Annotated in this window: 20 protein-coding genes; 9 read left to right on the forward strand and 11 right to left on the reverse strand. The window is 72.1% G+C overall.

Annotation, left to right across the window (positions count from 1 at the left end; genetic code table 11):
- Positions 1-98 precede the first annotated feature (98 nt).
- Positions 99-554, forward strand: coding sequence for a hypothetical protein (locus ABT092_RS18725; protein ID WP_351245157.1), 456 nt, complete (start codon positions 99-101; stop codon positions 552-554).
- A 124-nt stretch (positions 555-678) separates the two neighbouring features.
- Here the strand turns inward: ABT092_RS18725 and ABT092_RS18730 are convergent, their stop codons facing one another.
- The gene (locus ABT092_RS18730; protein ID WP_351245159.1) at positions 679-1212 is read right to left on the reverse strand and encodes a putative immunity protein; all 534 of its coding nucleotides are present in this window, start codon (positions 1210-1212) and stop codon (positions 679-681) included.
- A gap of 286 nt (positions 1213-1498) precedes the next feature.
- On the opposite strand from ABT092_RS18730, the gene ABT092_RS18735 reads away from it, so the two are divergent.
- Both ABT092_RS18735 and gdhA read left to right on the forward strand, forming a co-directional pair.
- Positions 1499-1966 (forward strand): SRPBCC family protein, encoded by a 468-nt coding sequence (locus ABT092_RS18735; protein ID WP_351245161.1) that lies wholly within the window; start codon positions 1499-1501, stop codon positions 1964-1966.
- A gap of 336 nt (positions 1967-2302) precedes the next feature.
- Positions 2303-3661, forward strand: coding sequence for an NADP-specific glutamate dehydrogenase (gdhA, locus tag ABT092_RS18740; protein WP_351245163.1), 1359 nt, complete (start codon positions 2303-2305; stop codon positions 3659-3661).
- Here gdhA and ABT092_RS18745 read toward each other — a convergent pair.
- The 4 genes from ABT092_RS18745 to ABT092_RS18760 all read right to left on the reverse strand — a co-directional run bounded on the left by ABT092_RS18745 (position 3654) and on the right by ABT092_RS18760 (position 9874).
- Entirely contained in the window at positions 3654-5018 is a 1365-nt protein-coding gene (locus tag ABT092_RS18745; RefSeq protein ID WP_351245165.1) for a kynureninase, read from the reverse strand. The two genes, gdhA and ABT092_RS18745, sit on opposite strands and share 8 nt — an antisense overlap.
- Positions 5015-5941: a tryptophan 2,3-dioxygenase family protein gene (locus ABT092_RS18750; protein ID WP_351245167.1), complete on the reverse strand. Its 927-nt coding sequence runs from the start codon at positions 5939-5941 to the stop codon at positions 5015-5017. Before ABT092_RS18750 ends, ABT092_RS18745 begins: the two co-directional genes overlap by 4 nt.
- A gap of 197 nt (positions 5942-6138) precedes the next feature.
- Complete coding sequence (locus ABT092_RS18755; RefSeq protein WP_351245170.1) at positions 6139-8409, reverse strand: N,N-dimethylformamidase beta subunit family domain-containing protein; 2271 nt, start codon at positions 8407-8409, stop codon at positions 6139-6141.
- Entirely contained in the window at positions 8396-9874 is a 1479-nt protein-coding gene (locus tag ABT092_RS18760) for a sodium:solute symporter family protein (protein ID WP_351245172.1), read from the reverse strand. The genes ABT092_RS18755 and ABT092_RS18760 overlap by 14 nt, the downstream gene beginning before the upstream one ends.
- Positions 9875-10278: 404 nt before the next feature.
- On the opposite strand from ABT092_RS18760, the gene ABT092_RS18765 reads away from it, so the two are divergent.
- Genes ABT092_RS18765 through ABT092_RS18780 form a run of 4 tightly spaced genes read left to right on the forward strand, consistent with a single transcriptional unit; the run spans position 10279 to position 15276 of the window.
- The gene (locus ABT092_RS18765; RefSeq protein WP_351245174.1) at positions 10279-11124 is read left to right on the forward strand and encodes a DeoR/GlpR family DNA-binding transcription regulator; all 846 of its coding nucleotides are present in this window, start codon (positions 10279-10281) and stop codon (positions 11122-11124) included.
- Entirely contained in the window at positions 11121-12554 is a 1434-nt protein-coding gene (locus ABT092_RS18770) for an FGGY family carbohydrate kinase (RefSeq protein WP_351245176.1), read from the forward strand. Before ABT092_RS18765 ends, ABT092_RS18770 begins: the two co-directional genes overlap by 4 nt.
- Positions 12551-14026 carry an NAD(P)/FAD-dependent oxidoreductase gene (locus tag ABT092_RS18775; RefSeq protein ID WP_351245178.1) on the forward strand — a complete coding sequence of 492 codons (1476 nt, stop codon included), beginning with the start codon at positions 12551-12553 and terminating at the stop codon, positions 14024-14026. Before ABT092_RS18770 ends, ABT092_RS18775 begins: the two co-directional genes overlap by 4 nt.
- On the forward strand, positions 14023-15276 hold the full coding sequence (locus ABT092_RS18780; RefSeq protein WP_351245179.1) for an NAD(P)/FAD-dependent oxidoreductase: 1254 nt from the start codon (positions 14023-14025) through the stop codon (positions 15274-15276). The genes ABT092_RS18775 and ABT092_RS18780 overlap by 4 nt, the downstream gene beginning before the upstream one ends.
- Before the next feature lie 125 nt (positions 15277-15401).
- Here the strand turns inward: ABT092_RS18780 and ABT092_RS18785 are convergent, their stop codons facing one another.
- The 6 genes from ABT092_RS18785 to ABT092_RS18810 all read right to left on the reverse strand — a co-directional run bounded on the left by ABT092_RS18785 (position 15402) and on the right by ABT092_RS18810 (position 21343).
- Positions 15402-15815, reverse strand: a complete 414-nt coding sequence (locus ABT092_RS18785) for a DUF3151 domain-containing protein (protein WP_351245180.1) — start codon at positions 15813-15815, stop codon at positions 15402-15404.
- 86 nt (positions 15816-15901) lie between these two features.
- The gene (fbaA, locus tag ABT092_RS18790) at positions 15902-16924 is read right to left on the reverse strand and encodes a class II fructose-bisphosphate aldolase (RefSeq protein WP_351245181.1); all 1023 of its coding nucleotides are present in this window, start codon (positions 16922-16924) and stop codon (positions 15902-15904) included.
- Between the two features lie 215 nt (positions 16925-17139).
- A complete protein-coding gene (gene pyrE / locus ABT092_RS18795; RefSeq protein ID WP_351245183.1) occupies positions 17140-17688 on the reverse strand; it encodes an orotate phosphoribosyltransferase in 549 nt (182 codons plus the stop codon).
- 321 nt (positions 17689-18009) lie between these two features.
- Positions 18010-19704, reverse strand: coding sequence for a tripartite tricarboxylate transporter permease (locus ABT092_RS18800; protein WP_351245185.1), 1695 nt, complete (start codon positions 19702-19704; stop codon positions 18010-18012).
- On the reverse strand, positions 19704-20252 hold the full coding sequence (locus ABT092_RS18805; RefSeq protein ID WP_351245187.1) for a tripartite tricarboxylate transporter TctB family protein: 549 nt from the start codon (positions 20250-20252) through the stop codon (positions 19704-19706). The genes ABT092_RS18800 and ABT092_RS18805 overlap by 1 nt, the downstream gene beginning before the upstream one ends.
- 65 nt (positions 20253-20317) lie before the next feature.
- Positions 20318-21343 carry a Bug family tripartite tricarboxylate transporter substrate binding protein gene (locus ABT092_RS18810; RefSeq protein ID WP_351245189.1) on the reverse strand — a complete coding sequence of 342 codons (1026 nt, stop codon included), beginning with the start codon at positions 21341-21343 and terminating at the stop codon, positions 20318-20320.
- Between the two features lie 143 nt (positions 21344-21486).
- Between ABT092_RS18810 and ABT092_RS18815 the strand changes: the two genes are divergently transcribed.
- Positions 21487-22155, forward strand: a complete 669-nt coding sequence (locus tag ABT092_RS18815) for a GntR family transcriptional regulator (RefSeq protein ID WP_351245191.1) — start codon at positions 21487-21489, stop codon at positions 22153-22155.
- Positions 22156-22265: 110 nt separating this feature from the next.
- Positions 22266-23783 (forward strand): MmgE/PrpD family protein, encoded by a 1518-nt coding sequence (locus tag ABT092_RS18820; protein WP_351245193.1) that lies wholly within the window; start codon positions 22266-22268, stop codon positions 23781-23783.
- Position 23784: the final 1 nt, after the last annotated feature.

A 23784-nucleotide genomic window follows, 5' to 3' on the forward strand; every position in this document is an offset into this window, starting at 1 on the left:
GCTGGGCCCGGCCCTCACGCGCCCGCGCCCGCGCCGGAGTGCGCGGGCGGCCGACCCCGGTCCCGGTGCCGACGGCGCCCGAGGACCGACCGTGGCCCGTGTACCGCGCTCTGGTGCTCGCGGAGGGGCCGGTGGCCGGTACCGGTGGGCGGGGGAGGGTGGTGCTGGGGACGTTCAGCAGCCCGCATCCGGGGCGGGTGCTGCGTTGGCTGCGCCGTCAGGCGGTACGGGTCGCCAACGGGCTGGACCCGGACCCGGTCACCGCCCCGCACCTGGTCGTCCGCGCCCTGCGGCCCGACCCGGCTCCCTGCGCCGGGTATCCGGACGACGTGCCCACCGCCCTGCGCGACTGGGCCCACCGCGACGGCTGCCGCAACGAAGCCCGCCGCCAACTGACCTCCGGCGAGCCGTTCTTGCTGGTCAGCGGCGACCACACGGGCTGGTACGCGCTCACCGCCTGGCCGGTGGCCGACCCCGGCCGCGTGCCGCCCGGGCACTTCCGGCCGATACCCGGGTTCAGTCCGTCGAGCGGAAGTCGCTCAGCGGCATCCTGACCTCCGCGACCGTCACGCCCACCCGGGCGAGGCGCTCGACGGCCCGGGTCACCGCCTCCCCTGCCGTGGCACCCGGCACCGTGCAGGGGAACCGCACCCCGCCCGGGTCCTCCTCCCGGCCGGACTACTTCCGCAGTCCTTCGTCCAGGACGGTCATCAGCCGGGCCACCCGGCTCCTGCCGAACGGGGCCGCCGGGTAGCGGCTGAGCACGTCGACGACGACCGGGGCGGCCCGCAGTCGGGCGCGTTCGATCGAGTCCAGGCCGGCGGCGGGGTCCCCGTCCGCCTGGAGTTCCGCCACCCGGGCCGCGCAGGCGGCGGCGCGCAGGATGTGGCCGACCTGGGTGGCCTTGGCGAGGGGGTGGAGGTAGGCGGCGGCGGCCGCGTCGCCCGCGGCGCGGGCGGCGAGTTGCTCGGCCTCGGTGGCGGCCTGGCGGGCGGCGCGGTGCGCGTCCAGGGCGGTGATCCGTTGCAGCCGGGTCCGCCGGGCGCCGTTCACGAACTCCCGGGCGGCGTCGACGGCGGCCCGGGGGCGGGGGTCCTCGGGGTTGCCGGCCTCGAAGACGGGGAGCACCGCCTCCGCGCTCTCCAGCGCGTAGCGGGCGACCGCTCGCAGTTCGTCCATGGTCAGCTCGAAGTCCGCGGGGGCGCTCGTCATGCCTCCGATCCTGTCATCGGCCGGTGACCCCGGCCGATCGATTTTCCGGCCGCCCGGACCGGACGGCCGGAACATTCTTGACCTTTTCGATGACATCCCTTTGCCTGCACATGATGTGACTGCTCGTCAAGTTCTGATTCGGCAGTCGCCCGGATTCGACGGATGGGCGGTCGGGTTCGAGACGGAACCGGAGCGACACCCGCACCGGCTTCGCTCGGGTGTTCGAACGGTGCGAAGGGGGGCGTTCTCCCCCGCCGGCCCGCGCCGGGTGGGTACCGTTCCGCGAATGAAGGCCGTCACCGTGTCGATCGACGTACCCCAGGGGCCCGAGCGGGTCTTCGACTTCCTCGACGTCATGGCCCACCACGAGCGCTTCACCGACCACTACCTGAGGAACTGGCGCCACGAGGGCCCCGACCGGGGCGTCGGTTCGCGGGCCCACGTCACCGCCGTACTGGGCGGGGTCCCGTCCGAGGTCACCATCGAGGTGGTCGAGGCGGAACCCCCGCGGCGGATCGTCGAGCGCAACGTCAGCGCGGGTGGGCGGCGCCGGGCGCACGGCACCTACCTCATCGAGCCCTCGGCCGGCGGCGGGAGCCGGGTGTCGTTCACGTACGCCTGGGTGCACGCCCCGCTCGCCGACCGGCTCCTCGCCCCCGCCGTACGGGCCACCATGCGCCGGGCCAACCGCCGGGTGCTGCGCCGCCTGGCCGTCGAGTTGGACCGGCACGCCGACGGCGGCGCCGACTCCTGACCGCGGGGGGCGGCCCGGCCCGGACCGCACGGGAGGCGGCCGGAGCCGGGCGAACCCGCAGATATCACCAGGCCCGCACGGGTCGCTACGGATGGTGCAGGTGGGACGCCTGAGGCTCCTGTAAATGAACCGGTGCGACTTGTTCCACACTCTTTCGTCTCACATATTGAGCCAGCCGGGTTCAAGGTACTGGTCAAGTGGTTTACATGCGCGTAACACTGACCCTTGCCCCCGCGCGCGGCAACGACGCCGAGCGCTCATCGCTGTACCGGAGTCGAGCGAGCACGCCAGCCGCTTTCGATCCGGTGGTAGCCGCGCCAGGAAGGCACCCATTCCGTGACGACGCGATCCGACGTGCAGAAAACCCTCGGCACCCTCCTCACCGACATCGAACGGCGCAACCCCGCCCAGCCCGAGTTCCACCAGGCCGTCCACGAGGTCCTGGAGACCCTGGCGCCGGTGCTCGCGGCCCGTCCCGAGTACGCCGAGGCCGGGCTCGTGGAGCGGCTGTGCGAGCCGGAGCGCCAGGTCATGTTCCGGGTGCCGTGGCAGGACGACCACGGGCGGGTGCAGGTCAACCGCGGTTACCGGGTCGAGTTCAACAGCGCCCTGGGCCCGTACAAGGGCGGCCTGCGCTTCCACTCCTCCGTCAACCTGGGCGTCATCAAGTTCCTGGGCTTCGAGCAGATCTTCAAGAACGCGCTGACCGGCCTCGGCATCGGCGGCGGCAAGGGCGGCAGCGACTTCGACCCGCACGGGCGCAGCGACGGCGAGGTCATGCGGTTCTGCCAGTCCTTCATGACGGAGCTGTACCGGCACATCGGCGAGCACACCGACGTGCCGGCCGGCGACATCGGCGTCGGCGGCCGGGAGATCGGCTACATGTTCGGCCAGTACCGCCGCATCACCAACCGCTGGGAGGCCGGTGTCCTCACCGGCAAGGGCCAGGGCTGGGGCGGCTCGCTGATCCGCCCGGAGGCCACCGGGTACGGCAGCGTGCTGTTCGCCGCGGCGATGCTGCGCGAGCGCGGCGAGGACCTGGAGGGGCAGACCGCGGTGGTGTCGGGCTCCGGCAACGTCGCCATCTACACCATCGAGAAGCTGCGCGCGCTCGGCGCCAACCCGGTGACCTGCTCCGACTCCTCCGGTTACGTGGTGGACGAGAAGGGCATCGACCTCGACCTGCTGAAGCAGATCAAGGAGGTCGAGCGGGGCCGGGTCGACGCGTACGCCGCGCGGCGGGGCGCCTCCGCCCGCTTCGTGCCCGGCGGACGGGTGTGGGAGGTTCCCGGGGACGTGGCGCTGCCCTCGGCCACCCAGAACGAACTCGACGAGAACGACGCCGCCGTGCTGATCCGCAACGGGGTCAAGGCGATCTCCGAGGGCGCGAACATGCCGACCACGCCCGAGGCGGTCCACCTGTTCCAGCAGGCCGGCGTCGCCTTCGGCCCGGGCAAGGCGGCCAACGCGGGCGGCGTCGCGGTCAGCGCGCTGGAGATGGCGCAGAACCACGCCCGCACCTCGTGGTCGGCGCAGCGCGTCGAGGACGAGCTGACGCACATCATGAACGACATCCACGCCACCTGCCACGAGACCGCCGAGCGCTACGGCGCGCCCGGCGACTACGTGACGGGCGCCAACATCGCGGGCTTCGAGCGGGTCGCCGACGCGATGCTGGCGCAGGGCGTCATCTGATCCCGGCCCTCCCGTCGGTTCCGGACGTTCCACCGGCCCCGGACGTCACGCCGGTTCCGGACGTTCCACCGGTGCCGGACGTCGTGCCGGTGCCGGACGCCGTGCGGTCCGTGCCCAGGGCTTCGGCCAGGGCGCGGGCCGCGCGTTCGGTCTCGGCGAAGCCCACGTACAGCGGGGCGAAGCCGAAGCGGAGGGTGTCGGGGGCCCGGTGGTCCCCGATCACGCCCCGGGCCAGCAGTTCCGCCATCACCCGCTCGGCGTCCGCGCAGCGCAGCGCCACCTGGCTGCCCCGCTCGGCGCGGGCGGCGGGCGTGAGCACCTCGACCCGGCCGGGCGGCAGGTAGGCGGCCACGCACTCCAGGAAGAGCTCGGTGAGCGCCAGCGACTTGGCGCGCACCGCCTCCACCGAGACGCCGTCCCAGACGGTGAGCGCCTCCTCCAGGGCCAGCATGGACAGGATGTCGGGGGTGCCCACGCGCCCCCGCAGCACGCCGGGCGCCGGCTCGTACCCGGGGCGCATCCCGAAGGGCTCCCGGTGGCCGTTCCAGCCGGGCAACGGCGAGTCGAACCGGTCCTGGTGGTCCCGGCGCACGTACAGGTAGGCGGGCGCCCCGGGCCCGCCGTTGAGGTACTTGTAGGTGCAGCCGACCGCGAGGTCCACCCCGTGCAGGTCCAGGTCGACGGGGAGGGCGCCGGCGCTGTGGCAGAGGTCCCAGACCACGAGGGCGCCGGCGGCGTGGACCGCGCCGGTGAGCCCGGGCAGGTCGTGCAGCCGCCCGGTGCGGTAGTCGACGTGGTTGAGCAGGACGGCGGCCGTGCGGGGGCCGAGCGCCCCGGGCACCTCGGCCGGCGGCACCGCCCGGACCGTGCAGCCGGTCATCCGGGCGGCCGACCCGGCGAGGTACCCGTCGGTGGGGAAGGTGGTGGCGTCGACCACGAGTTCGTCCCGCAACGGGGCGTCCGGGTCCGCCTCCCGGGCCAGCCGGACCGCGCCGACCACGGCCTTGAAGACGTTCACACTGGTCGAGTCGCCGACCACGAGCTGGCCGCGGGCCGCGCCGAGCAGCGGGGCGATCCGGTCGCCGACCCGCTGCGGGGCCTGCCACCAACCGCTGTCCGTCCAGGACCGGATGAGGAGCTCGCCCCACTCGTGGCGGACCACCTCCTCGACCCGGGCGGGCACCGAACGGGCCAGTGCGCCCAGCGAGTTGCCGTCCAGGTAGACCGCGCCCGGCGGTTCCCCGGGCAGCGCGAACAGGTCGCGGCGGGCGGCCAGCGGGTCGGCGGCGTCGAGTTCGGCGGCCTTGCGCGCCAGCGGACGGTCCGCGGTGGCGCCGGGGCCGGCGGGCGGCCTCACACCCGGCTCCGGGCGGTCCACAGCTCGGGGAAGACGGTCTTGGCGGCCCGCTTCTCCAACCAGGCCACGCCCGCCGAGCCGCCGGTGCCGGGCTTGGCGCCCATGGCCCGGCGGGTGGCGGACAGGTGGTCGTTGCGCCAGCGCCAGACCAGCTCCGCCACGTCGGTGAGCGCCTCCCCGAGCCGCAGCAGCTCCGGATCGGCGTCCCCGCGGGCTTCGCCCGGGCGATCCGGGGCCCCGGCCGGGCGCTCGGCGGCGTACAGGGCCGTCCACACGTCCTCGACCTGCGGGGACGGTGCGTAGCGTGCGGTGGGGTCGCGGTGCAGGACCTCCGCGGGGATGCGGTGGCCGCGGCGGTCGAGGAGCCGCAGCACCTCGTCGTACAGGCTGGGGGCGTGCAGCGCCTCTTCGAGCTCGGCGTGCACGCGGGGCGCGCCCCGGTGCGGAACGAGCATGGACGCCGACTTCTCGCCGAGCAGGAACTCCATGCGCCGGTACATCGCCGACTGGAAGCCGGAGCCCTCGCCGAGGGCCGCCCGGTAGGAGTTGAACTGGGCGGGGGTGAGGCCGCTGAGCGGGCGCCAGGAGGCGTTCAGGGCCTCCAGCTCCCTGGTGGAACGTTTCAGCGCAGCGGTGGCCGCAGGGACGTCGTCCTCCCGCAGGGCCCGCGAGGCGGTCTCCCACTCGTGGACGATCACGGTGAACCACAGCTCCATGACCTGGGTGGTGACCAGGAAGACCATCTCCCCCGGATCGTCCGAGAGGGGCTGCTGGAGGTGGGTGAGCACCTCCGCGCGGACGTAGTCCTCGTAGGGCGTGGTCCCCTGGAAGTCGAGGTGCGGCGCCGTCTCGGGCCCGGTCGCGTCCTGCGGTCGCCCGCCGGGCGGGGCCGTCGGGCCGTACTGGTGCGTCTGGTGGGACATCGCTGTCTCCGTGCCTGTTCGGGTGGCGGTCCGCCCCTGCCCTTCCGGCAGGGGGCCCCGGTCCCCACCGGCATCCTCGGCGATCTTCCCGCACCCGACAAGGGGTCGCACGTCGAGCGCCGCCCGACGTGCGACCCGGCCCCGCGGAGGGGCCCGCCCCGCCCGGGCGAGGGGGTGGGCCCGGGCGGGGGGGGTGGTCACCGGTCCTGGGCGAACCTCGCCAGCACGTTGCCGGTGATCCGGGCGACGTTGTTGTCGAAACCGCGGTAGGCGAGGCTGCCCGCCCAGCAGATGGAGCCCACCGAGAAGACGGCGCCGCCCCCGTCGATCGTGAAGTAGGTCAGATCGGAGCGCACCCGCTCGTTCTCGGTGCCGCCCTGGCCCGGCGCGGTCATCAGCAGCTCCTCCTGGGTGATCTGGTACCGGTCGTCGAGTCCGGTCGAGGTGGCCAGCCGCAGTGCGTGCGCGGGGGTGCCCAGGTCGAAGCCGAACCGGTCGACCTCGTCGCCCGCGGCGCCGCCCAGGACGTGGCCGAAGTCCCCGATCACCTCGTCCGGTGCGACGCCCTCGAAGATGAAGGCGACCGACTCGTCGTGGCTGTCGTCCAGCCGCCGGTACCCGGCGGCCGGGCCCCAGCCCTGTGCCGCCATGCCGACGCCCACGACCTGCTGCGGGACGTAGCCGTTGAACCGCCACAGCCCGCCGTGGTCGCCGCTCGCGCTGTGCACCAGTTCCCCGGGCGGCGAGTCCCAGCACCTGGTGCCGGAGTTGCCCCGTCGCACCTCCACGAGGTGCGGCCGGTCCTCGAAGACGCTGGTGACCCAGTAGAAGCCGTTGCCGCCCAGGTACATCAGCCGCCCGCCGTCGGCCAGGTAGGTGGTCAGCGCGTCCATCATGTCCCGGGTCCAGTACTCGGGGTGGGAGCCCGTCACCAGGGTGTTGTACCGCGCGAGCAGGGCCGGCCCCTCGCGGTGCAGGTCCTCGTCGAGGGCCACGTCGAACTCGTACTCCTCCCCCAGGGAACGGAGCCAGCCCAGGATGAACAGGTCCGCGGCCAGGTGGCGCACGTGCCCGGACAACCAGTTGTGGTAGTGCGGCCGGAGGTTCAGCACGGGACGCAGCCGGGAGGAGTAGGCGACGCCGCTGCCGTCGGTGTGCGTGTCGTAGAGGGACCTGCCGACCTCGTCGTGGCGCACGATGAACTCGTCCTGGGGGGCGAGCGCCATGTCGTGGACCATGAAGTCCTCTTGCAGCCCGGACTCGAAGAGCCGCTCGTTGGCGTACGCCTGGTAGGTGAGGCTGGGGACCAGGAAGAGCACCTTGGCCCGGCTGCCCGCCGGGCGGCGGACGAAGAAGGGGACGTAGTCCACCTCGTCGCCGGCGCGCAGTCGCAGGGCGTAGGCGCCGGGGGGCGTGCCGGTCGGTACGGTCCAGGTGAGCGAGGGCAGCCACCCGGAGTCCTCCAGGTCGTCCTCGTGGAAGTGGACCGCCGCGTAGTGGTCGGGCGCGGTGCGGAAGTCCGTGTGGCGCCCGTCCCACCGGCTGCCGGTCACCCCCCGTTGGGGTGCCTGGTGCAGGGTGCCGTGGTGGCCGTTGCCCGAACGGTCGTGCAGGCGGCTGGTGGAGAAGTCCGTCCCGAAGTCGTAGTCGGCCACGAGGGCGGTCGGTCGAACGCTCCCGCCGCTCAGGGCGCCCGCCACCTCGGAGGGGTCCAGGGCGCGGTGGTGACAGCGCGGGTCCTCGATCTTGCCGTTGAAGTGCCGGTCCAGGTAGCGGGTACCGTCGATCGGTGTCGGGGCTCCGGCGAGGTAGGTCCCGGACAGCAGGGCTCCGCTGAAGTCCAGCGCCGCGGGGGCTTCGACGGTGTCCCGCGGGCCCTCGGCCCGCCAGCCCGTGGTCCGGGCGACGTCCAGCCGCACCAGGCCCGCCGCTCCGTCGTAGGCGAGGTTGACGAAGTACCAGCAGCCGGCGTGCAGTTCGGCGCCCGAGACCAGCCGGACCTGCCCCGAGGCGTCGGCGAGGGTGAGGCCGAGCCGGCCCTCGGGGTCGACGGCCAGTTCGACGAGGTGCGGTCCGCCGTCGAGGTCACCGGAGTGGAAGAGGACCTGCTGGTGTCCGGCCCGCGGCACGGTGGGCAGGAAGCGCAGCTGCACGTTGCACGCGTTGCCCGCGAGCCACCGCTCCGGCAGCGGCAGTTCGGCGTACGAGCCGATGTCGGTGCGCTGGATCCGTCCCGGACGGGTGCCGTCGCACTCCGCCCCCACCTCCCGTACGGGGAGCTGCGTCGAACGGGGGTCGGTCATCCCGCCGAGCAGCTCCACGACCTCGGCGCGGTACTCGGCCCGGTTGGTGCTGACGTGGAAGGTGATCGGCTCGCCGGGGCGTACGCTCCACCGGTCCGCGTAGCCGGTGATGTCGAGGACGTCGCCGTTCTCGTCCAGCCGGAGGTAGGCGTCAGATGTCGGCATGGTCCGGTGCTCCCTTGGTGTCGTGAGTGCCGTGGGCGGTCGCGAAGAACCGTTCCACTTGTGGATCGATGGCCTTGCGGCCCCCCGCCAGCGTCATGATCGTGCCGACCAGGGCGCTCAGCGCGATGCCGACGGGGCTGACGAGGTGGTACGGGAAGTCCGCGAGCAGGGCGATGACGACGTACACGACCCCGACCACGAGCGAACCCAGTGCCGCGTCCGTGGTGAAGCGCTTCCAGTACAGGCCCGCCAGGATCGGGAAGGCGAGCAGCGCGGTGAACACGGAGACGTAGGTCAGGACGAGGAGGATGTTGCCGACGAAGGAGAGCGCGAACACGAGGGTCGAGAGGCCGAGCACCAGGAACACGATCCGGCTGGCGCGCACGTAGAACTGGTCGCTGCGCTCGCGGAACGCGTACCGCTTGAGCAGGTCGTTGACCACGATCGAGACCGCGGAGTTCCAGATCGCCACCATGGTGCTGATCCCGACCAGCAGCAGGGTCACCAGCATCAGCCCCTGGATGATGGGCGGGGTGTACTCCAGGACCAGTCTCGGGAGCGCTTCCTCGGGCTTGTCGAGGTCGGGCATGAGGACCCGGCTGAACATGGTGGCGAGCGCGACGAAGGCGTACAGCACGACGATCAGCACCGTGTTGGCCAGCATGGCCCGGTAGGCGACGCGTTCGTTGCGGGCGGAGAAGATGCGCTGCCCGTACCAGGGGGCCGCCACGTACAGCATGATGTTCTGGAAGCACCAGGTGAGGATGGCGGCGAACCCGTAGTTCTCCAGGTCCCAGATCGGCTCGAACGACAGGTACTGGGCGTCGAAGACCTTGCTGAGCTGGTCGAAGCCGCCCGCGTTGGTGTAGCCGATCCAGAACATCGCCGGCACGAAGACGAGGATCATGACGTAGGCGACGATGTCGAAGGAGATGGCGGTCATGAAGCCGCCGGCCAGGGAGAGCAGGAGGCACAGGATCGTGATCACGCAGACCGTGACCAGCGGTTCCACGCCGAGCAGCACGGACAGGACCACCGACAGTCCGGCGAGGTAGGTCGCGGGCGCGATCCAGGTGAAGGTCAGGGTCACCACGCTGGCGAGCGCCCTGGTGGTCTCCGCCCGTCTGCCGGGGAATCTCCGTTCGAAGAACTCCGCGATCGTCGATATCCGCAGGCGCCGGTAGGGCTTGGCGACGGTCCAGGCGTAGATGCTGAAGACGAAGACGAAGATGAACGACGTGTACCAGAGCCCCACGGTGCCGTAGAGGTAGGCGACCGAGGCCCCTCCGATCAGCGTGGCGGTGTTGAACTCGGCCGCGCCCAAGGTGGCCACGAGGGTGGCGAAGCCGGTCTTGCGCCCCGCCAGGTTGTAGTCCTGGTAGCTGTTGATGCGGCGGTAGGACCGGTAGGCGAGGAAAAACAGCAGCGCGGTGAAGGCGATGGTTATCGCGTACTTCTCCGTCATGACTCTCCTAGTTCATGTCTGCCTCCTTGACGAGGGCGCCACAGCCGTGGGGGGCGGGGCGTCTCGTGCCCGGATAGCCCAGGTCGCTCGGAGTGCGCGTGCCGCGAGCCAGAAGAAGACCGATTCTGCCCGCAATCGTGGTTTCCTGTGGGTTGCGTGAGGACATAGTGACCGCCTCTGTGACACTTGACAAGACCTCGCCCACCGGGTGCAGCCCACCGCTCCATCCCTCCGCTTTCTGGAGTCCCGAAGAAAGGCCAGTACAGAGGAGGTTGATCGAGCCATCCAGCGGCGGACGGCGAGACCCCGGGGTCGTCGCCCAGGGGAAGCTCCTTGACTGACCTGGAGGCCAAGGCCATACTTCCCCACAGAAAACCACATTCGGCCATAGGGACGGTCAGAACATGCTCGCAGCCGAACGGCACGCCCTGATCTCGCAGGCGATCCAGGAGGGTCGTGTGGTGTCGACCGCCGAACTGGCGGGCACCCTGGACGTCTCCACCGAGACCATCCGCCGCGACTTCGCCGAACTGGAGGCCAAGGGCCTGCTGGTACGGGTCCGCGGCGGCGCCACCCGCACCGATCACCTCAGCGGCGAGCCCCCGTTCGGAGAGCGCAACTCCGCCGCCGGCGAGGCGAAGGCGGTCATCGGCTCCCTCGCCGCCGAACTGGTCCGGCCGGGGCAGACGGTCGTGATCGACGTCGGCACCACGGCGATGCACGTCGCACGTGCCCTGGCGAAGGACTTCACCGGGGTGGTGCTGACCTGCTCGGTACTGGTCGCCAACGAACTCGCCGAGGCCACCGGCATCGAGGTCCACCTCAGCGCCGGGCGCATGCGCCGGGGCGACCTCGCCCTGGCCGGACCCGTGGCCCAGCGGTTCTTCGAGGACGTCTACGCCGACGTGGCGTTCCTCGGCTCCGGCGGCGTGCACGACGAGGCCGGCCTGACCGACTTCCACCTCGACGAGGTCCACGTCCGGCGCGTCATCATGCGGAACTCCGCGGTCAACTACGTGCTCGCCGACGGCTCCAAGCTCCAGCGCATCGCCCCCTACCGGGTGGCACCCCTGGAGCACGTCGACGGACTGATCACCGACCGACGACCGCCCGAGGAACTGGCCCGCGCCCTCGCCGCCGAGGGCAGCCGGATCATCCGGCCGGGACACGTGCGCGAGGACGTCCACCCGCAGCCCGGTCGACGCCACGAGAGCGCGACGCCCGACCCCTCGCACGGAGCCGGATCATGACCGTCGTCCTCGCCATCGACCAGGGGACCTCCGGCACCAAGGCCATGGTGGTCGACGCGGAGGGCACCGTCCACAGCGTCGTCGAACTCCCGGTGCGCCCCGTCTACCTGGCCGGCGGCGGCGTCGAGCAGGACCCGACGGAACTCCTGGAGTCGGTGCTCGCCGCCGGCCGCGCCGCGGTCGCCGAGGCGGGCCTCCCGCTGGACTGCGTCACCCTGGCCAACCAGGGGGAAACGGTGCTCGCCTGGGATCCGCGCACCGGTGAACCGCTCAGCAGGGCGATCGTCTGGCAGGACAGCCGCTCCGCCGACGTCTGCGCCGCGCTGGCCCCGTACGCGGACCTGGTGGCGGACCGCACCGGACTGGTCCTGGACCCCTACTTCTCCGCGCCCAAGATGCGCTGGCTCCGGGACCGGGTGACCGGCGACGGCGTGGTCACCACCTCGGACAGCTGGCTGCTGCACCGGCTCACCGGCGAGTTCGTGACCGACGCCGCCACCGCCTCGCGCTCCCTGCTGGTCGACCTGGACACCGTGCGCTGGGCGCCCGAACTGCTGGAGTGCTTCGGCCTCGCCGACGAGGCACTGCCCAGGATCGCCGACTGCGACGAACTCGTCGGGGAGACCACCGCCTTCGGCAGGCCCGTCCCGGTCGGCGGCCTGGTCGTCGACCAACAGGCCGCGCTGCTCGCCCAGGGCTGCCTCACCCCCGGCGAGGCCAAGTGCACCTTCGGCACCGGCGCCTTCCTCCTGGCGAACACCGGCACGACACCGTTCCGGTCCCGCGCCGGCCTGTCCGCGTCCGTCGCCTGGCGGGTGCGCGGGGAAACCGCGTACTGCCTCGACGGACAGGTGCCGACCGCCGCCTCCGCCGTGCGCTGGCTCCAGGACCTCGGCCTGCTCGCCGGCGCCGGCGAACTCGACTCCGTCGCCGCGGCCGACGCGCAGGGCGTGCTCTGCGTCCCTGCGTTCGCCGGGCTGTCCGCCCCCTGGTGGGCCCCGGAGGCCACCGCGACGCTCACCGGGATGACGCTCTCCACCACGGCCGGACACCTGGTGCGGGCGGTCCTCGACGGGATCGCCGCGCAGGTCGCCGAACTCGTCGACTGCGCCGGCACCGACATCGGCGCCCCCGTCCGCCGGTTGCGGGCCGACGGGGGACTCACCCGCAGCCGGGTCCTGATGCAGGCCGTCGCCGACCTGCTCCAACTCCCGGTCGACGTCTACCCCTCGGCCCACGCCACCGCGCTGGGCGCGGTCGGCTTCGCCCGCGCCGCCACCACCCCGGGCCTGCCGCTCGACCGGGCGGTCATCGACTGGACCCCGAGCACCAGCTACACCCCGCGCATGAGCGCCGACCGGGCCGCCGGGTTCCGGGACCGGTGGCGCCGCGCGCTCGGCCACACGGTGCGAGACAAGGAGAACGCATGAAGAGCCCATCCGACGACGTCGACGTCGTCGACGTCGCGGTCGTCGGGGCCGGTGTCATCGGCTCGGCCATCGCCCGGGTCCTCGCCGGGCACCGACTCGACGTGGTCCTGCTGGACGCGCGCGCGGACGTCGGCGACGGCACCAGCAAGGCCAACACCGCGATCCTGCACACCGGCTTCGACGCGAGCCCGGGCACCCTGGAGTCACGGCTCGTCGCCGAGGGGTACCACCTGCTCAAGGAGTACGCCGGCCGGACCGGCATCCCCTACGAGCCGACCGGCGCCCTCCTGGTCGCCTGGGACCCCGAACAGCTCGCCGCCCTGCCCGCACTGCGCGACAAGGCCGAACGCAACGGCTACCGGGAGACCGAGATCGTCGACGCGGACGAGGTGTACCGCCAGGTCCCCGCCCTCGGCCCGGGGGCGCTCGGCGGACTCACCGTCCCCGGCGAGTCCATCATCTGCACCTGGACCACCAATCTGGCGCTGGCCACCGACGCCGTCAACCGGGGGGCGCGGCTGCTCCGCTCCCACCGGGTCGAATCGATCAGCGCCGGCACCGACCGGACCGTCCTGCACACGAGCGGGGGCGACGTCCACGCGCGCTGGGTGGTCAACGCGGCCGGCCTCGGCGGCGACCTCCTCGACGCGCAGTTCGGCTTCGACCGCTTCCACCTGAACCCCCGCCGGGGCGAACTGCTGGTCTACGACAAGCAGGCCAGGCCCCTGGTCGACCGCATCGTGCTCCCGGTGCCGTCCAAGGTCGGCAAGGGCGTACTGGTGAGCCCCACCGTCTACGGCAACGTCCTGCTCGGGCCCACCGCCGAAGACCTCACCGACCGCTCGGACAGCGCCACCACCGAGGACGGCTACGCCTTCCTGCGGGAGAAGGGCGAGCGCATCATGCCGGGCCTGCTGGACGAGGAGGTCACCGCGGTCTACGCCGGGCTCCGCGCGGCCAGCGACGTCCCCGACTACACCATCGAGGTGAGCGCCGAACAGCGCTACGCCGTGGCCGGCGGCATCCGCTCGACCGGACTGACCTCGTGCATGGCGGTCGCCGAACACCTCAAGGGCCTGCTCGGCGCCGCGGGCCTGCCGCTCGACCCGCGCACCGACCTGCCCGGGCCGCCCCGCATGCCGAACATCGGCGAGGCCACGCTGCGCCCCTACGCCGACGCCGAGCGCATCGCCCGGGACCCCGAGTACGGCACGGTCACCTGCTTCTGCGAACGGGTCACCCGCGGCGAGATCCGGGACGCGCTCGACAGCACGATCCCTCCGCGGGACCTGGGCGGACTGAGGCGACGCACCCGCGCCATGAACGGACGCTGCCAGGGCTTCTACTGCGGCGCCACCGTGCTGTCCATGCTCGACGACGCCCTCACCTCGTCGAGGGCGGCCTCCGACGGCGCGGACCCGTCCGCACCGGCCGCCGAGCCCCGCACCACCGGAAGGAAGCCCGCCCGATGACCACGACCCGCACCCGACTCGAACCCGAGGTGGTCATCGTCGGCGGTGGACCCGCCGGACTGCGGACGGCCCGGGAACTCGCCGCGACGCTGCCGGGCGAAGTCCTCGTCCTGGACCGGGAAGAGCGGGCCGGGGGCATCCCCCGGCACTGCGCCCACACCGGGTTCGGCCTGCGCGACCTGCACCGGGTCATGCAGGGCCCCGTCTACGCGGACCGGATGGTGCACGACGCCGAGCGGGCCGGCGCCGTCATCCGCACCAGCGCGACGGCCACCGGGTGGTCGACCACCGGCGGCCTGGAGGTGACCACCCCCCACGGACTGCTCGACGTGCACGCCTCAGCCGTGGTGCTCGCCACCGGAGCCCGGGAGCGTCCGCGCGCCGCCCGGCTGATCCCCGGCCACCGGGTCGCCGGGGTCCACACCACGGGCCTCCTCCAGAACCTGGTCCACCTGCGGGGCCGGGACGTCGGACGGCGGGCGGTGGTCGTGGGCAGCGAGTTGGTCAGTTGGTCGGCCGTGCTCACCCTGCGGCACGCCGGGTGCCGGACCGTGCTGATGACCAGCGACCGGCGGCACGTCGAGAGCTACGGCCTGCTCTCCGGAGCGGGCAGGCACCTGATGCGGGTGCCGGTGCGCACCCGCACCCGGGTGACCCGCGTCCTCGGCTCGGGGACCGTCCGTGCCGTGGAGATCGAAGACCTGGACACCGGGGTGCGGGAGACCGTCGACTGCGACACGGTGGTGCTCACCGGGGACTGGGTGCCCGACAACGAACTGGTGCGCGCCGCCGGTCTGGCCCTGGATCCCGGAACGCGCGGCCCCCTCGTGGACACGGCCCTGCGCACCGACCGTCCCGGCGTCTTCGCGGCCGGCAACCTGCTGCACCCCGTCGACACCGCCGACGTCGCGGCGCTCGACGGCGAGCGGGTGGCGGCGAGCGTGCGGGAGCACCTGGCGGGACGCGCACCCGACTCCCGAGCGGTCAGGATCGTCGCCGAGGAACCACTGCGCTGGATCTCGCCGTCGCTGCGGCGGGTCGGGGACGGGCCGCCCGCGCGGGGGCGGCTACTGGCCTGGACGGACCGCTACGTCCCGGCCCCGCGGGTCGTCGTCCGCCAGGGCGGCCGGGTCGTCGCCCAGCGGCGGCTCCCCTGGCCCGCGGCGCCCGGCCGGGTGTTCCGCATCCCCAGCGACGTCCTGGACGCCACCCGCCCGGACGCCGGGGAGGTGCGGATCTCGGTGCGGTGACGGGGCCGCCGCCCCGTCACCGCCGGGGCCGGCTCGACCCGGGCCCGGCGTCCTCGGCGACCTTCCCGCACCCGACAGGGGGTCGCACGTCGGGCGCCCGCCCGACGTGCGACCCGGCCCTCCGGTCAGCCCAGGGTCTGGGCGGCGGTCGGGGAGGAGTCCTTCAGGAACTGCGAGCAGCGCGCGTGCTCCTCGGTCTCGCCGATCGCCCCGGCCGCGCGGGCGAGGGCGTGCAGGGCGCGCAGGAAGCCACGGTTGGCCTCGTGCTCCCAGGGCACCGGGCCGTGGCCCTTCCAGCCGCTGCGGCGCAGCGCGTCCAGGCCCCGGTGGTAGCCGGTGCGGGCGTACGCGTACGACTCCACGACGGAGCCGCGCTCGTACGCCTCGTCGGCGAGCTGCGCCCAGGCGAGCGAGGAGGTCGGGTAGCGGCCGGCGACCTCGGCGGGGGCGGTGCCGGCGGCCAGCGCCTCGCGCGGACCGGGGTCGTCGGGCAGGTGGGTCGGGGGCGGTCCCCCGAGCAGGTTCTCGTGAATGGCCATGGTCTCCAGTCTCCCAGGTGCGGCGGAACGCCGAAGAGGCCCGGTTCCGCTCGGGAACCGGGCCTCTCGGGACGTACCGGACGGGACTACTTGATCCGCGTGCCGGTGGAGCGCAGGTGGGCGCAGGCCTCGGTGACCCGGGCGGCCATGCCGGCCTCGGCCAGCTTGCCCCAGGTGCGCGGGTCGTACTGCTTCTTGGCGCCGACCTCGCCGTCCACCTTGAGGACGCCGTCGTAGTTGCGGAACAGGTGGTCCACGACCGGGCGGGTGAAGGCGTACTGGGTGTCGGTGTCGATGTTCATCTTGACCACGCCGTTCTCCAGCGCGGTGGCGATCTCCTCGACGGTGGAGCCGGAGCCGCCGTGGAAGACGAAGTCGAACGGGTCCTGCTTGCCGAACTTCGCCGAGACGCCCTCCTGGAGGTCCTTCAGCAGCTCGGGGCGGAGCACCACGTTGCCGGGCTTGTACACGCCGTGCACGTTGCCGAAGGAGGCGGCGAGCAGGTAGCGGCCCTTCTCGCCCAGGCCGAGGGCCTCGGCGGTGCGGACGGCGTCGTCGACGGTGGTGTACAGCTCGTCGTTGATCTCGTGGGTGACGCCGTCCTCCTCGCCGCCGGTCGGGGTGATCTCGACCTCAAGGACGATCTTGGCGGCGGCGGCCTGCGCCAGCAGCTCCTGGCCGATGGCCAGGTTGTCGGCGAGGGTCTCCGCGGAGCCGTCCCACATGTGGGACTGGAACAGCGGGTTCTCGCCGCGGGCGACCCGCTCGGCGGAGACCGCGAGCAGCGGCCGGACGTAGCCGTCGAGCTTGTCCTTGGGGCAGTGGTCGGTGTGCAGCGCCACGGTGATGTCGTACTTGGCGGCGACGATGTGCGCGAACTCGGCGAGCGCGACCGCGCCGGTCACCATGTCCTTGTTGTGCTGGCCGCCCAGGAACTCCGCGCCACCGGTGGAGATCTGGATGATGCCGTCGCTCTCGGCCTCGGCGAAACCACGGAGGGCGGCGTGCAGGGTCTGCGACGAGGTCACGTTGATGGCCGGGTAGGCGAACTTGCCTGCCTTCGCCCGGTCCAGCATGTCGTTGTAGACCTCGGGGGTTGCGATGGGCATCTGTCCGCTCCTCGATGCTGTGCGGGATGTGGTACTGACCGACCCCGTACTAGGTGTTCCGGACCCGGGCTCCGCCGCTGCGTCCTCATCGGCCGGTGCTCCGGGGTGGCGACGTCATCGTCGGGGCCATCCTTCCAGATGTGGAAGGCCCCCTCCGGCCCGGGGTGCCCGGAGCGAACCGGGGCACACCGGGCATGTCGACCGGGAGGGCGGGGTCAGTCCAGGCCCAGCTCGTCCTTGCCGAAGGCGTACCGGTACGGCACCGAGGCGCCTTCGCTGATCTTCTCGGCGGCGCCCGTGGCGCGGTCGACGATGGTGGCGACGGCGACGACCTCGGCACCGGCCTCGCGCACCGCGGCGACGGCGGTCAGCGGGGAGCCGCCGGTGGTGGAGGTGTCCTCCACCACCAGGACGCGCCGGCCGCGGATGTCCGGGCCCTCGACCTGGCGCTGCATCCCGTGGGCCTTGGCGGCCTTGCGCACCACGAAGGCGTCCAGCCGCCGGCCGCGGGCCGCGGCGGCGTGCAGCATGGCCCCGGCGACCGGGTCGGCGCCCATGGTGAGGCCGCCCACCGCGTCGTAGTCGAGGTCGGCGGTGAGGTCCAGCATCACCTGGCCGACCAGCGGCGCGGCCTCGCCGTCGAGGGTGACCCTGCGCAGGTCGATGTAGTAGTCCGCCTCGATCCCCGAGGAGAGGGTCACCTTGCCGTGGACCACGGCCTTGTCCTTGATCTGCGTCAGCAGGGCGTTGCGTGCGTCGCTCATGCCGGTCAGCTTAGGGTCTCTTGTTCGGGTCAGGCTGGACCGGGGAGCGGGGTCTGGTGCCGTGGATCGCAAGGCGGAGGAGGGAGCCCACGCGGAGCGTTGGCGACTGACGACAACGCCGCGAGGCGCGGTGCCAGGGCACGCGAGCCCAGCAAGATCCGAACAAGAGACCCTGGGCCGCGGGCGGTTGCCGGGCCCGCTGGGGAGATCCGCCCGGTCGGGGCCCGGGAAACCTCGTCTGACCTGGGGCGCACCGCCGCCGGGCCGGTGACCTGGAGGTGGTCACCGGCCCGGCGGGTGAGTGGTGCGGGTGGGGTCCGGTCAGTCGGTCGGGGGCTTCTCGGCCTTCGGGGGCGTCGGTCCCCCGGTGCCGTTCCCGTCCGCGGACTCCTTGTCGAGCGACGGCTTGGCGCCCGCGCCGACGGCGGCCCCGGCCCCGCCCTCGCCGTCCGTGTCGTCCTTGCCGTCCGCGGCCTCGATCTCCGCGCAGTCGACGGTGTCGTCGTGCGCGGCCTCGACGAGGATCTCGTGGTGCGTCGGGCGACGGCGGAGCAGGAAGCCGCCGACCAGGACGGCGGCCAGGGTGAGGTACACGACGATGGTGAAGGGCGTCGAGACCAGGGTGGTGAGGTTGCCGCCGGCGATGTCGAGGGACCGGCGGAGCTGGACCTCGGCGAGCGGGCCGAGGATGGCGCCGACGATCATCGGCGAGATCGGGAAGCCGAACCGGCGCATCAGGTAGCCGACGAGGCCGAAGACCAGCAGGACCCCGACGTCGAAGGCGCTGCCGTTGACGGCGTAGGTGCCGAGCAGGGCGAAGCTCATGATGCCCGCGAACAGGTACGGCTTGGGGATCTCCAGGATCTTCACCCAGAGGCCGATGAGCGGCAGGTTCAGACCGAGCAGGATCACGTTGGCGATCAGCAGGCTGGCGATCAGGCCCCAGACCAGCGAGGACTGGGTGTCCAGCAGCTGCGGTCCGGGCTGGATGCCGTACTGCTGGAAGGCGACCAGGATGACGGCCGCGGTGGCGGAGGTCGGGATGCCGAGCGTCAGCAGCGGGACGAGGGTGCCGGCCGCGTTGGCGTTGTTGGCGGCCTCCGGTCCGGCGACGCCCTCGATGGCGCCGTGTCCGAACTCCTTCGGCTTCTTGGAGAGCTTGCGCTCCAGGGTGTAGGAGAGGAAGGTCGGGATCTCGGAGCCGCCCGCGGGGATGACGCCGAGCGGGAAGCCGATGGAGGTGCCGCGCAGCCAGGGGCGCCAGGCGCGCCGCCAGTCGTCGCGGGTCATCCAGGTCTTGCCCTTGCGCAGTTCCATGACGTCGAAGCGGCTGGTCATCTGGTGCGCGGAGACGTAGAGCACCTCGCCCAGCGCGAAGAGGGCGACGATCAGCACGACCGTGTCGATGCCGTCGAGCAGGGACACCTCGCCGAAGGTGAGGCGCTGCTGGCCGCTCTGGAAGTCCAGGCCGACCATGCCGACGACCAGGCCGAGCGACATGGAGACGAGGCCGCGCAGCGGGGAGCTGCCGACGAGGGCGCTGACGGTGAGGAAGGCGACCACCATGAGCGCGAAGTAGTCGGGGGCGCCGAGCTTGACGGCGATCTCGACCATCCACGGCGCGAAGAGCGCGAGCAGCACGGTGGCGATGGTGCCGGCGACGAAGGAGCCGATGGCGGCGGTGGCGAGGGCGGCGGCTCCGCGGCCCCGACGGGCCATCTTGTTGCCGTCGATCGCGGTGATCACCGAGCCCGACTCACCGGGCGTCTTCAGCAGGATCGCGGTGGTGGAGCCGCCGTACATGGCGCCGTAGTAGATGCCGGCGAACATGATGAACGCGGAACCGGGCTCCAGGCCGTAGGTCATCGGCAGGAGCAGGGCGATGGTCAGCGCCGGGCCGATGCCCGGCAGCACGCCGATCAGCGTGCCCACGACGGTGCCGATCAGGGCGAAGAGCAGGCTCTCGAAGGTGAGGGCGACCGCGAGCCCGTCGAGGAGTCCTTCCAGACCCGACATCAGAGCACCCCTTCCAGGACGCCGGCGGCCAGGTGGATGCCCAGCGCGCGGGTGAAGACGAGGTACACGACGACGGAGACCACGACCGCGATGAGCGCGGACTTGACGTGGCTGCGGGCGCCCATGGCCCAGGCGGTGAGCCAGAACGCGATCGCGGAGACGATGACGTAGCCGAGGGTGTCGATGCCGGCGATGAAGATCAGTACGGCGGCGACGCACACGGCGAGCGGCACCCACTGGGTGTGGCGGACGTCGACGTCGCCCTCGGCGGTCTCGGCCTCGCCGCGCTGGCCGCGGGCGATCTGGACGCCGAGCGCCAGGGAGAGCCCGATCAGCAGGACGCCGACCACCTTGGGCAGGAAGCCGGCGCCGACCCCCGAGGCGGAGGTGGAGGCCGTCTGCCCGAGCCCGTCGAGCAGGGTGACGATTCCGATGGCGAGGAGTCCTGCGGCCACCGCCCACTCGCCCAGGGGTAGTCCTCGGCTGTCCTGGCGCTCGGTGCTCTCGGTCGAGGCGGGCTCGGGGGGTGACGAGTGGGTGCTGCTCATGCGGTGCCTTTCACGCCTTGCGGTGGGTGCCCGCGACGCGCGGGCACCCACTTACCGGAGTCGAATCACTTCTTGGACAGGCCGAGCTCGTCGAGGACCCCCTGGACCCGGGCGTTCTCCTCCTTCAGCCAGGTCCCGAACTCGTCGCCGGCGATGAAGTTGTCGTTCCAGGCGTTCTTGGCGAGGGCGTCCTTCCACCCCTGCGAGTCGTGCATCTTGGTGAGGGTGTCGACGTACTGGGTCTTCACCGCGTCGCTGATGTCGGCGGGCGCCATCATGGAGCGCCAGTTCTGGAAGGCGAGGTCCTTGTTGACGTCGGCGCCGGTCTGGGCGAACTCCACGCCCTCGACGGGCTTCTCCGAGGAGATCAGGAGGCCCTTCATCTTGCCCTCCTTGACCTGGGCGGAGAACTCGCTCAGGCCGGAGATGCCGGCCTGGACCTTGCCGCCGAGGATCGCGGTGGTGGCTTCGCCGCCGCCGCTGTAGGGCACGTAGTTGACGTCGGCCGGCTTGACGCCGAAGTGCTTGGCGAGCAGGCCGATGTAGATGTGGTCGGCGCTACCGGCCGAACCGCCCGCGATCGCGACCGACTTGGGGTCCTTCTTGATCGCCTTGAAGAGGTCCTCGACCGACTTGTAGGGCGAGTCCTTGGGCGTGACGATCACCTCGTACTCGCCCACCAGGCGGGCCAGCGGGGTGAGGTTGTCCAGCGTGACGTCGGTGCCGTTGCTGATGACACCGCTCATCATGGCCAGGCCGGAGGCGATCCAGACCTCCTCCTTGCCCTTCTGCGGGGCGACCTGGGCGAGGGCCACGGTGCCGGAGGCGCCCGGGACGTTCTTGACCTCCGGCGCCTTGACCAGGTTGCCGGCTCTCATCACGTCCTGGACCGCGCGGGCCGTCTGGTCCCAACCGCTGCCCGGGGCGGCGGGAGCGATGATCTCCAGCCGGTTCAGGGACTTCGCCTGGGACTTCTTGTCGCCCGCCTTGGGCTTGTCGCCCGAGGAGGTGTCATTGGTGTCGCTGCACGCGCTGAGGGCGACGAGAGCGACGGTGACCGCGGCGGCAGCGGTGACACGAGTGACCTTCATAGAGACGTCCTTGCCTCTTCGACGGGGTGACGGGGGGTCTTGAGCAACGGAATGTATACATCCAAGGGGGTAGCTACAAGAGTTCCCGGGGAAAAGGTGCCCAGGTCGTGACCATCACTGAAGCGTATGTATACACTCACTCTATGTTCACCTCTTCCCCCACAGCCGCAGGGCGTGCTTACATGCAACTGCGGTCGGAGATCCTCGACGGCGTACTGCCGCCGGGCGCACACCTCTTCGAGGTCGAGCAGTCCGAGCGCCTCGGGGTCTCCCGCACCCCGGTGCGCGAGGCCCTGCGCCAGCTCGTCGCCGAGAGCCTCGCCGAACCGTCCGGCAAACGCGGACTCGTGGTCACCCAGATCAGCGAACGCGACGTCCGGAGCCTGTTCGAACTACGGGCCTGCCTGGAGGCACAGGCGGCCCAACTCGCCGCACAGCGCGGGGAGTCCACCGTCTTCGCGGAGTTCGAGGACGAGTTCGCCCAGTGGCAGGACGTCCTGCGGGGCCCCACCCCCACGGACGAACAGGTGAGCCAGTACTTCGCGCTCATCCGACGCTTCGACGAGGCCATCGCCGCGGCGACGGAGAACTCCTTCCTGGTCGACGCGATGGAGAACCTGCGCATGCACGTCGCCCGGGTGCGGCGCATGGCCGGCCACTCGCAGGCCCGGTTGGAGGCCTCCGCCGGAGAGCATTCGCTCATCGCGCGGGCCATCACCCGACAGGACGTGGTACTCGCTCTCCACGCCACACACGTACATCTGCACAACAGTTTTGAGCATTACCGCCAATCTTGGCGTCCCTCGGAATGAGCTAAAGAAGCTAAAAGGCTGCAAGAGCCTCAAGTTTCGAAATATTCGCGACATCTCCAGGAGACGCCTCCGCGGGGCCACCACCCCGTCCGAACCACGGAGACGCCCGCATGAAGAACCATCCCGTCCGCTCCCACCGCAGCGAGGAGAACCTGGCCCGCGAGGAGCAGCTGGCCTGGAAGATGGCCGAGGTGGCCGCCGACCCGGTCGAGGTCACCGAACCCGTCGTCGAGATGATCGTGAACCGGGTCATCGACAACGCCTCGGTCGCCGCCGCCTCCCTCGCCCGGTCGGCCCCCTCCTCGGCCCGCGAGCAGGCGCTGACGCACTCCGCGAGCCGCGGCGGAGCGGGCGCGACGGTCTTCGCCCTGGGCGCCGAGACGCGCACCAGCCCCGAGTGGGCGGCCTACGCCAACGGGGTCGCCGTCCGCGAACTCGACTACCACGACACCTTCCTGGCCGCCGACTACTCGCACCCCGGCGACAACATCCCGCCGATCCTCGCGGTGGCCCAGCACGCCGGCAAGGACGGCGCCGCCCTGGTCCGCGGCATCGCCACCGGCTACGAGCTCCAGATCGACCTGGTGCGCGCGATCAGCCTGCACAAGCACAAGATCGACCACGTCGCCCACCTCGGCCCCTCCGCCGCCGCGGGCATCGGCACCCTGCTGGACCTCCCGGTCGAGGTGATCTACCAGGCCATCGGCCAGGCGCTGCACACCACCACGGCCACCCGGCAGTCCCGCAAGGGCGAGATCTCCTCCTGGAAGGCGTACGCCCCGGGCTTCGCCGGCAAGCTCGCCGTCGAGGCCGTGGACCGCGCGATGCGCGGCGAGACCAGCCCCGCCCCGATCTACGAGGGCGAGGACGGCGTCATCGCCTGGCTGCTGGACGGTCCGGAGGGCCGGTACGAGGTGCCGCTGCCCGGCCCCGGCGAGGCCAAGGAGGCGATCCTGCTCAGCTACACCAAGGAGCACTCCGCCGAGTACCAGGCGCAGGCGTGGATCGACCTGGCGCGCAAGCTGCTGCGGGAGCACCCCGAGGCGGCGGACCCGACACGGGTCGAGAGCATCGTGGTGCACACCTCCCACCACACCCACTACGTCATCGGCTCGGGCGCGGCCGACCCGCAGAAGTACGACCCGCTGGCCTCCCGCGAGACCCTCGACCACTCGCTGCCCTACATCCTGGCCGTCGCCCTCCAGGACGGACGCTGGCACCACGTCGACTCCTACGCCCCGGAGCGGGCCGCCCGCCCCGACACCGTCGCGCTGTGGCAGAAGATCACCACCGTGGAGGACCCGGTGTGGACGGAGCGCTACCACGCCGGCGGGGACAGCCAGTCCTACGGCGGGCGCGTCGTCGTCACCCTGACCGACGGCCGGACCATCGAGGACGAGATCGCCGTCGCGGACGCGCACCCCGCAGGGGCTCGGCCCTTCGCCCGGGAGAACTACGTCGAGAAGTTCCGCACCCTGGCCACCCCGGTCCTGGGCGAGGCCGAGGTGCAGCGGTTCCTCGACCTGGCACTGCGGCTCCCCGAGCTCAGCGCCGCCGAGGTCCGGGACCTGACCTTCGTCGCCCTGGCGGGGCAGCTGCCGCCCGCCGGACGCCCCGGAATCTTCTAGG

The sequence above is a fragment of the Streptomyces sp. NPDC002490 genome (genome assembly GCF_040296045.1).
GTDB lineage: Bacteria > Actinomycetota > Actinomycetes > Streptomycetales > Streptomycetaceae > Streptomyces.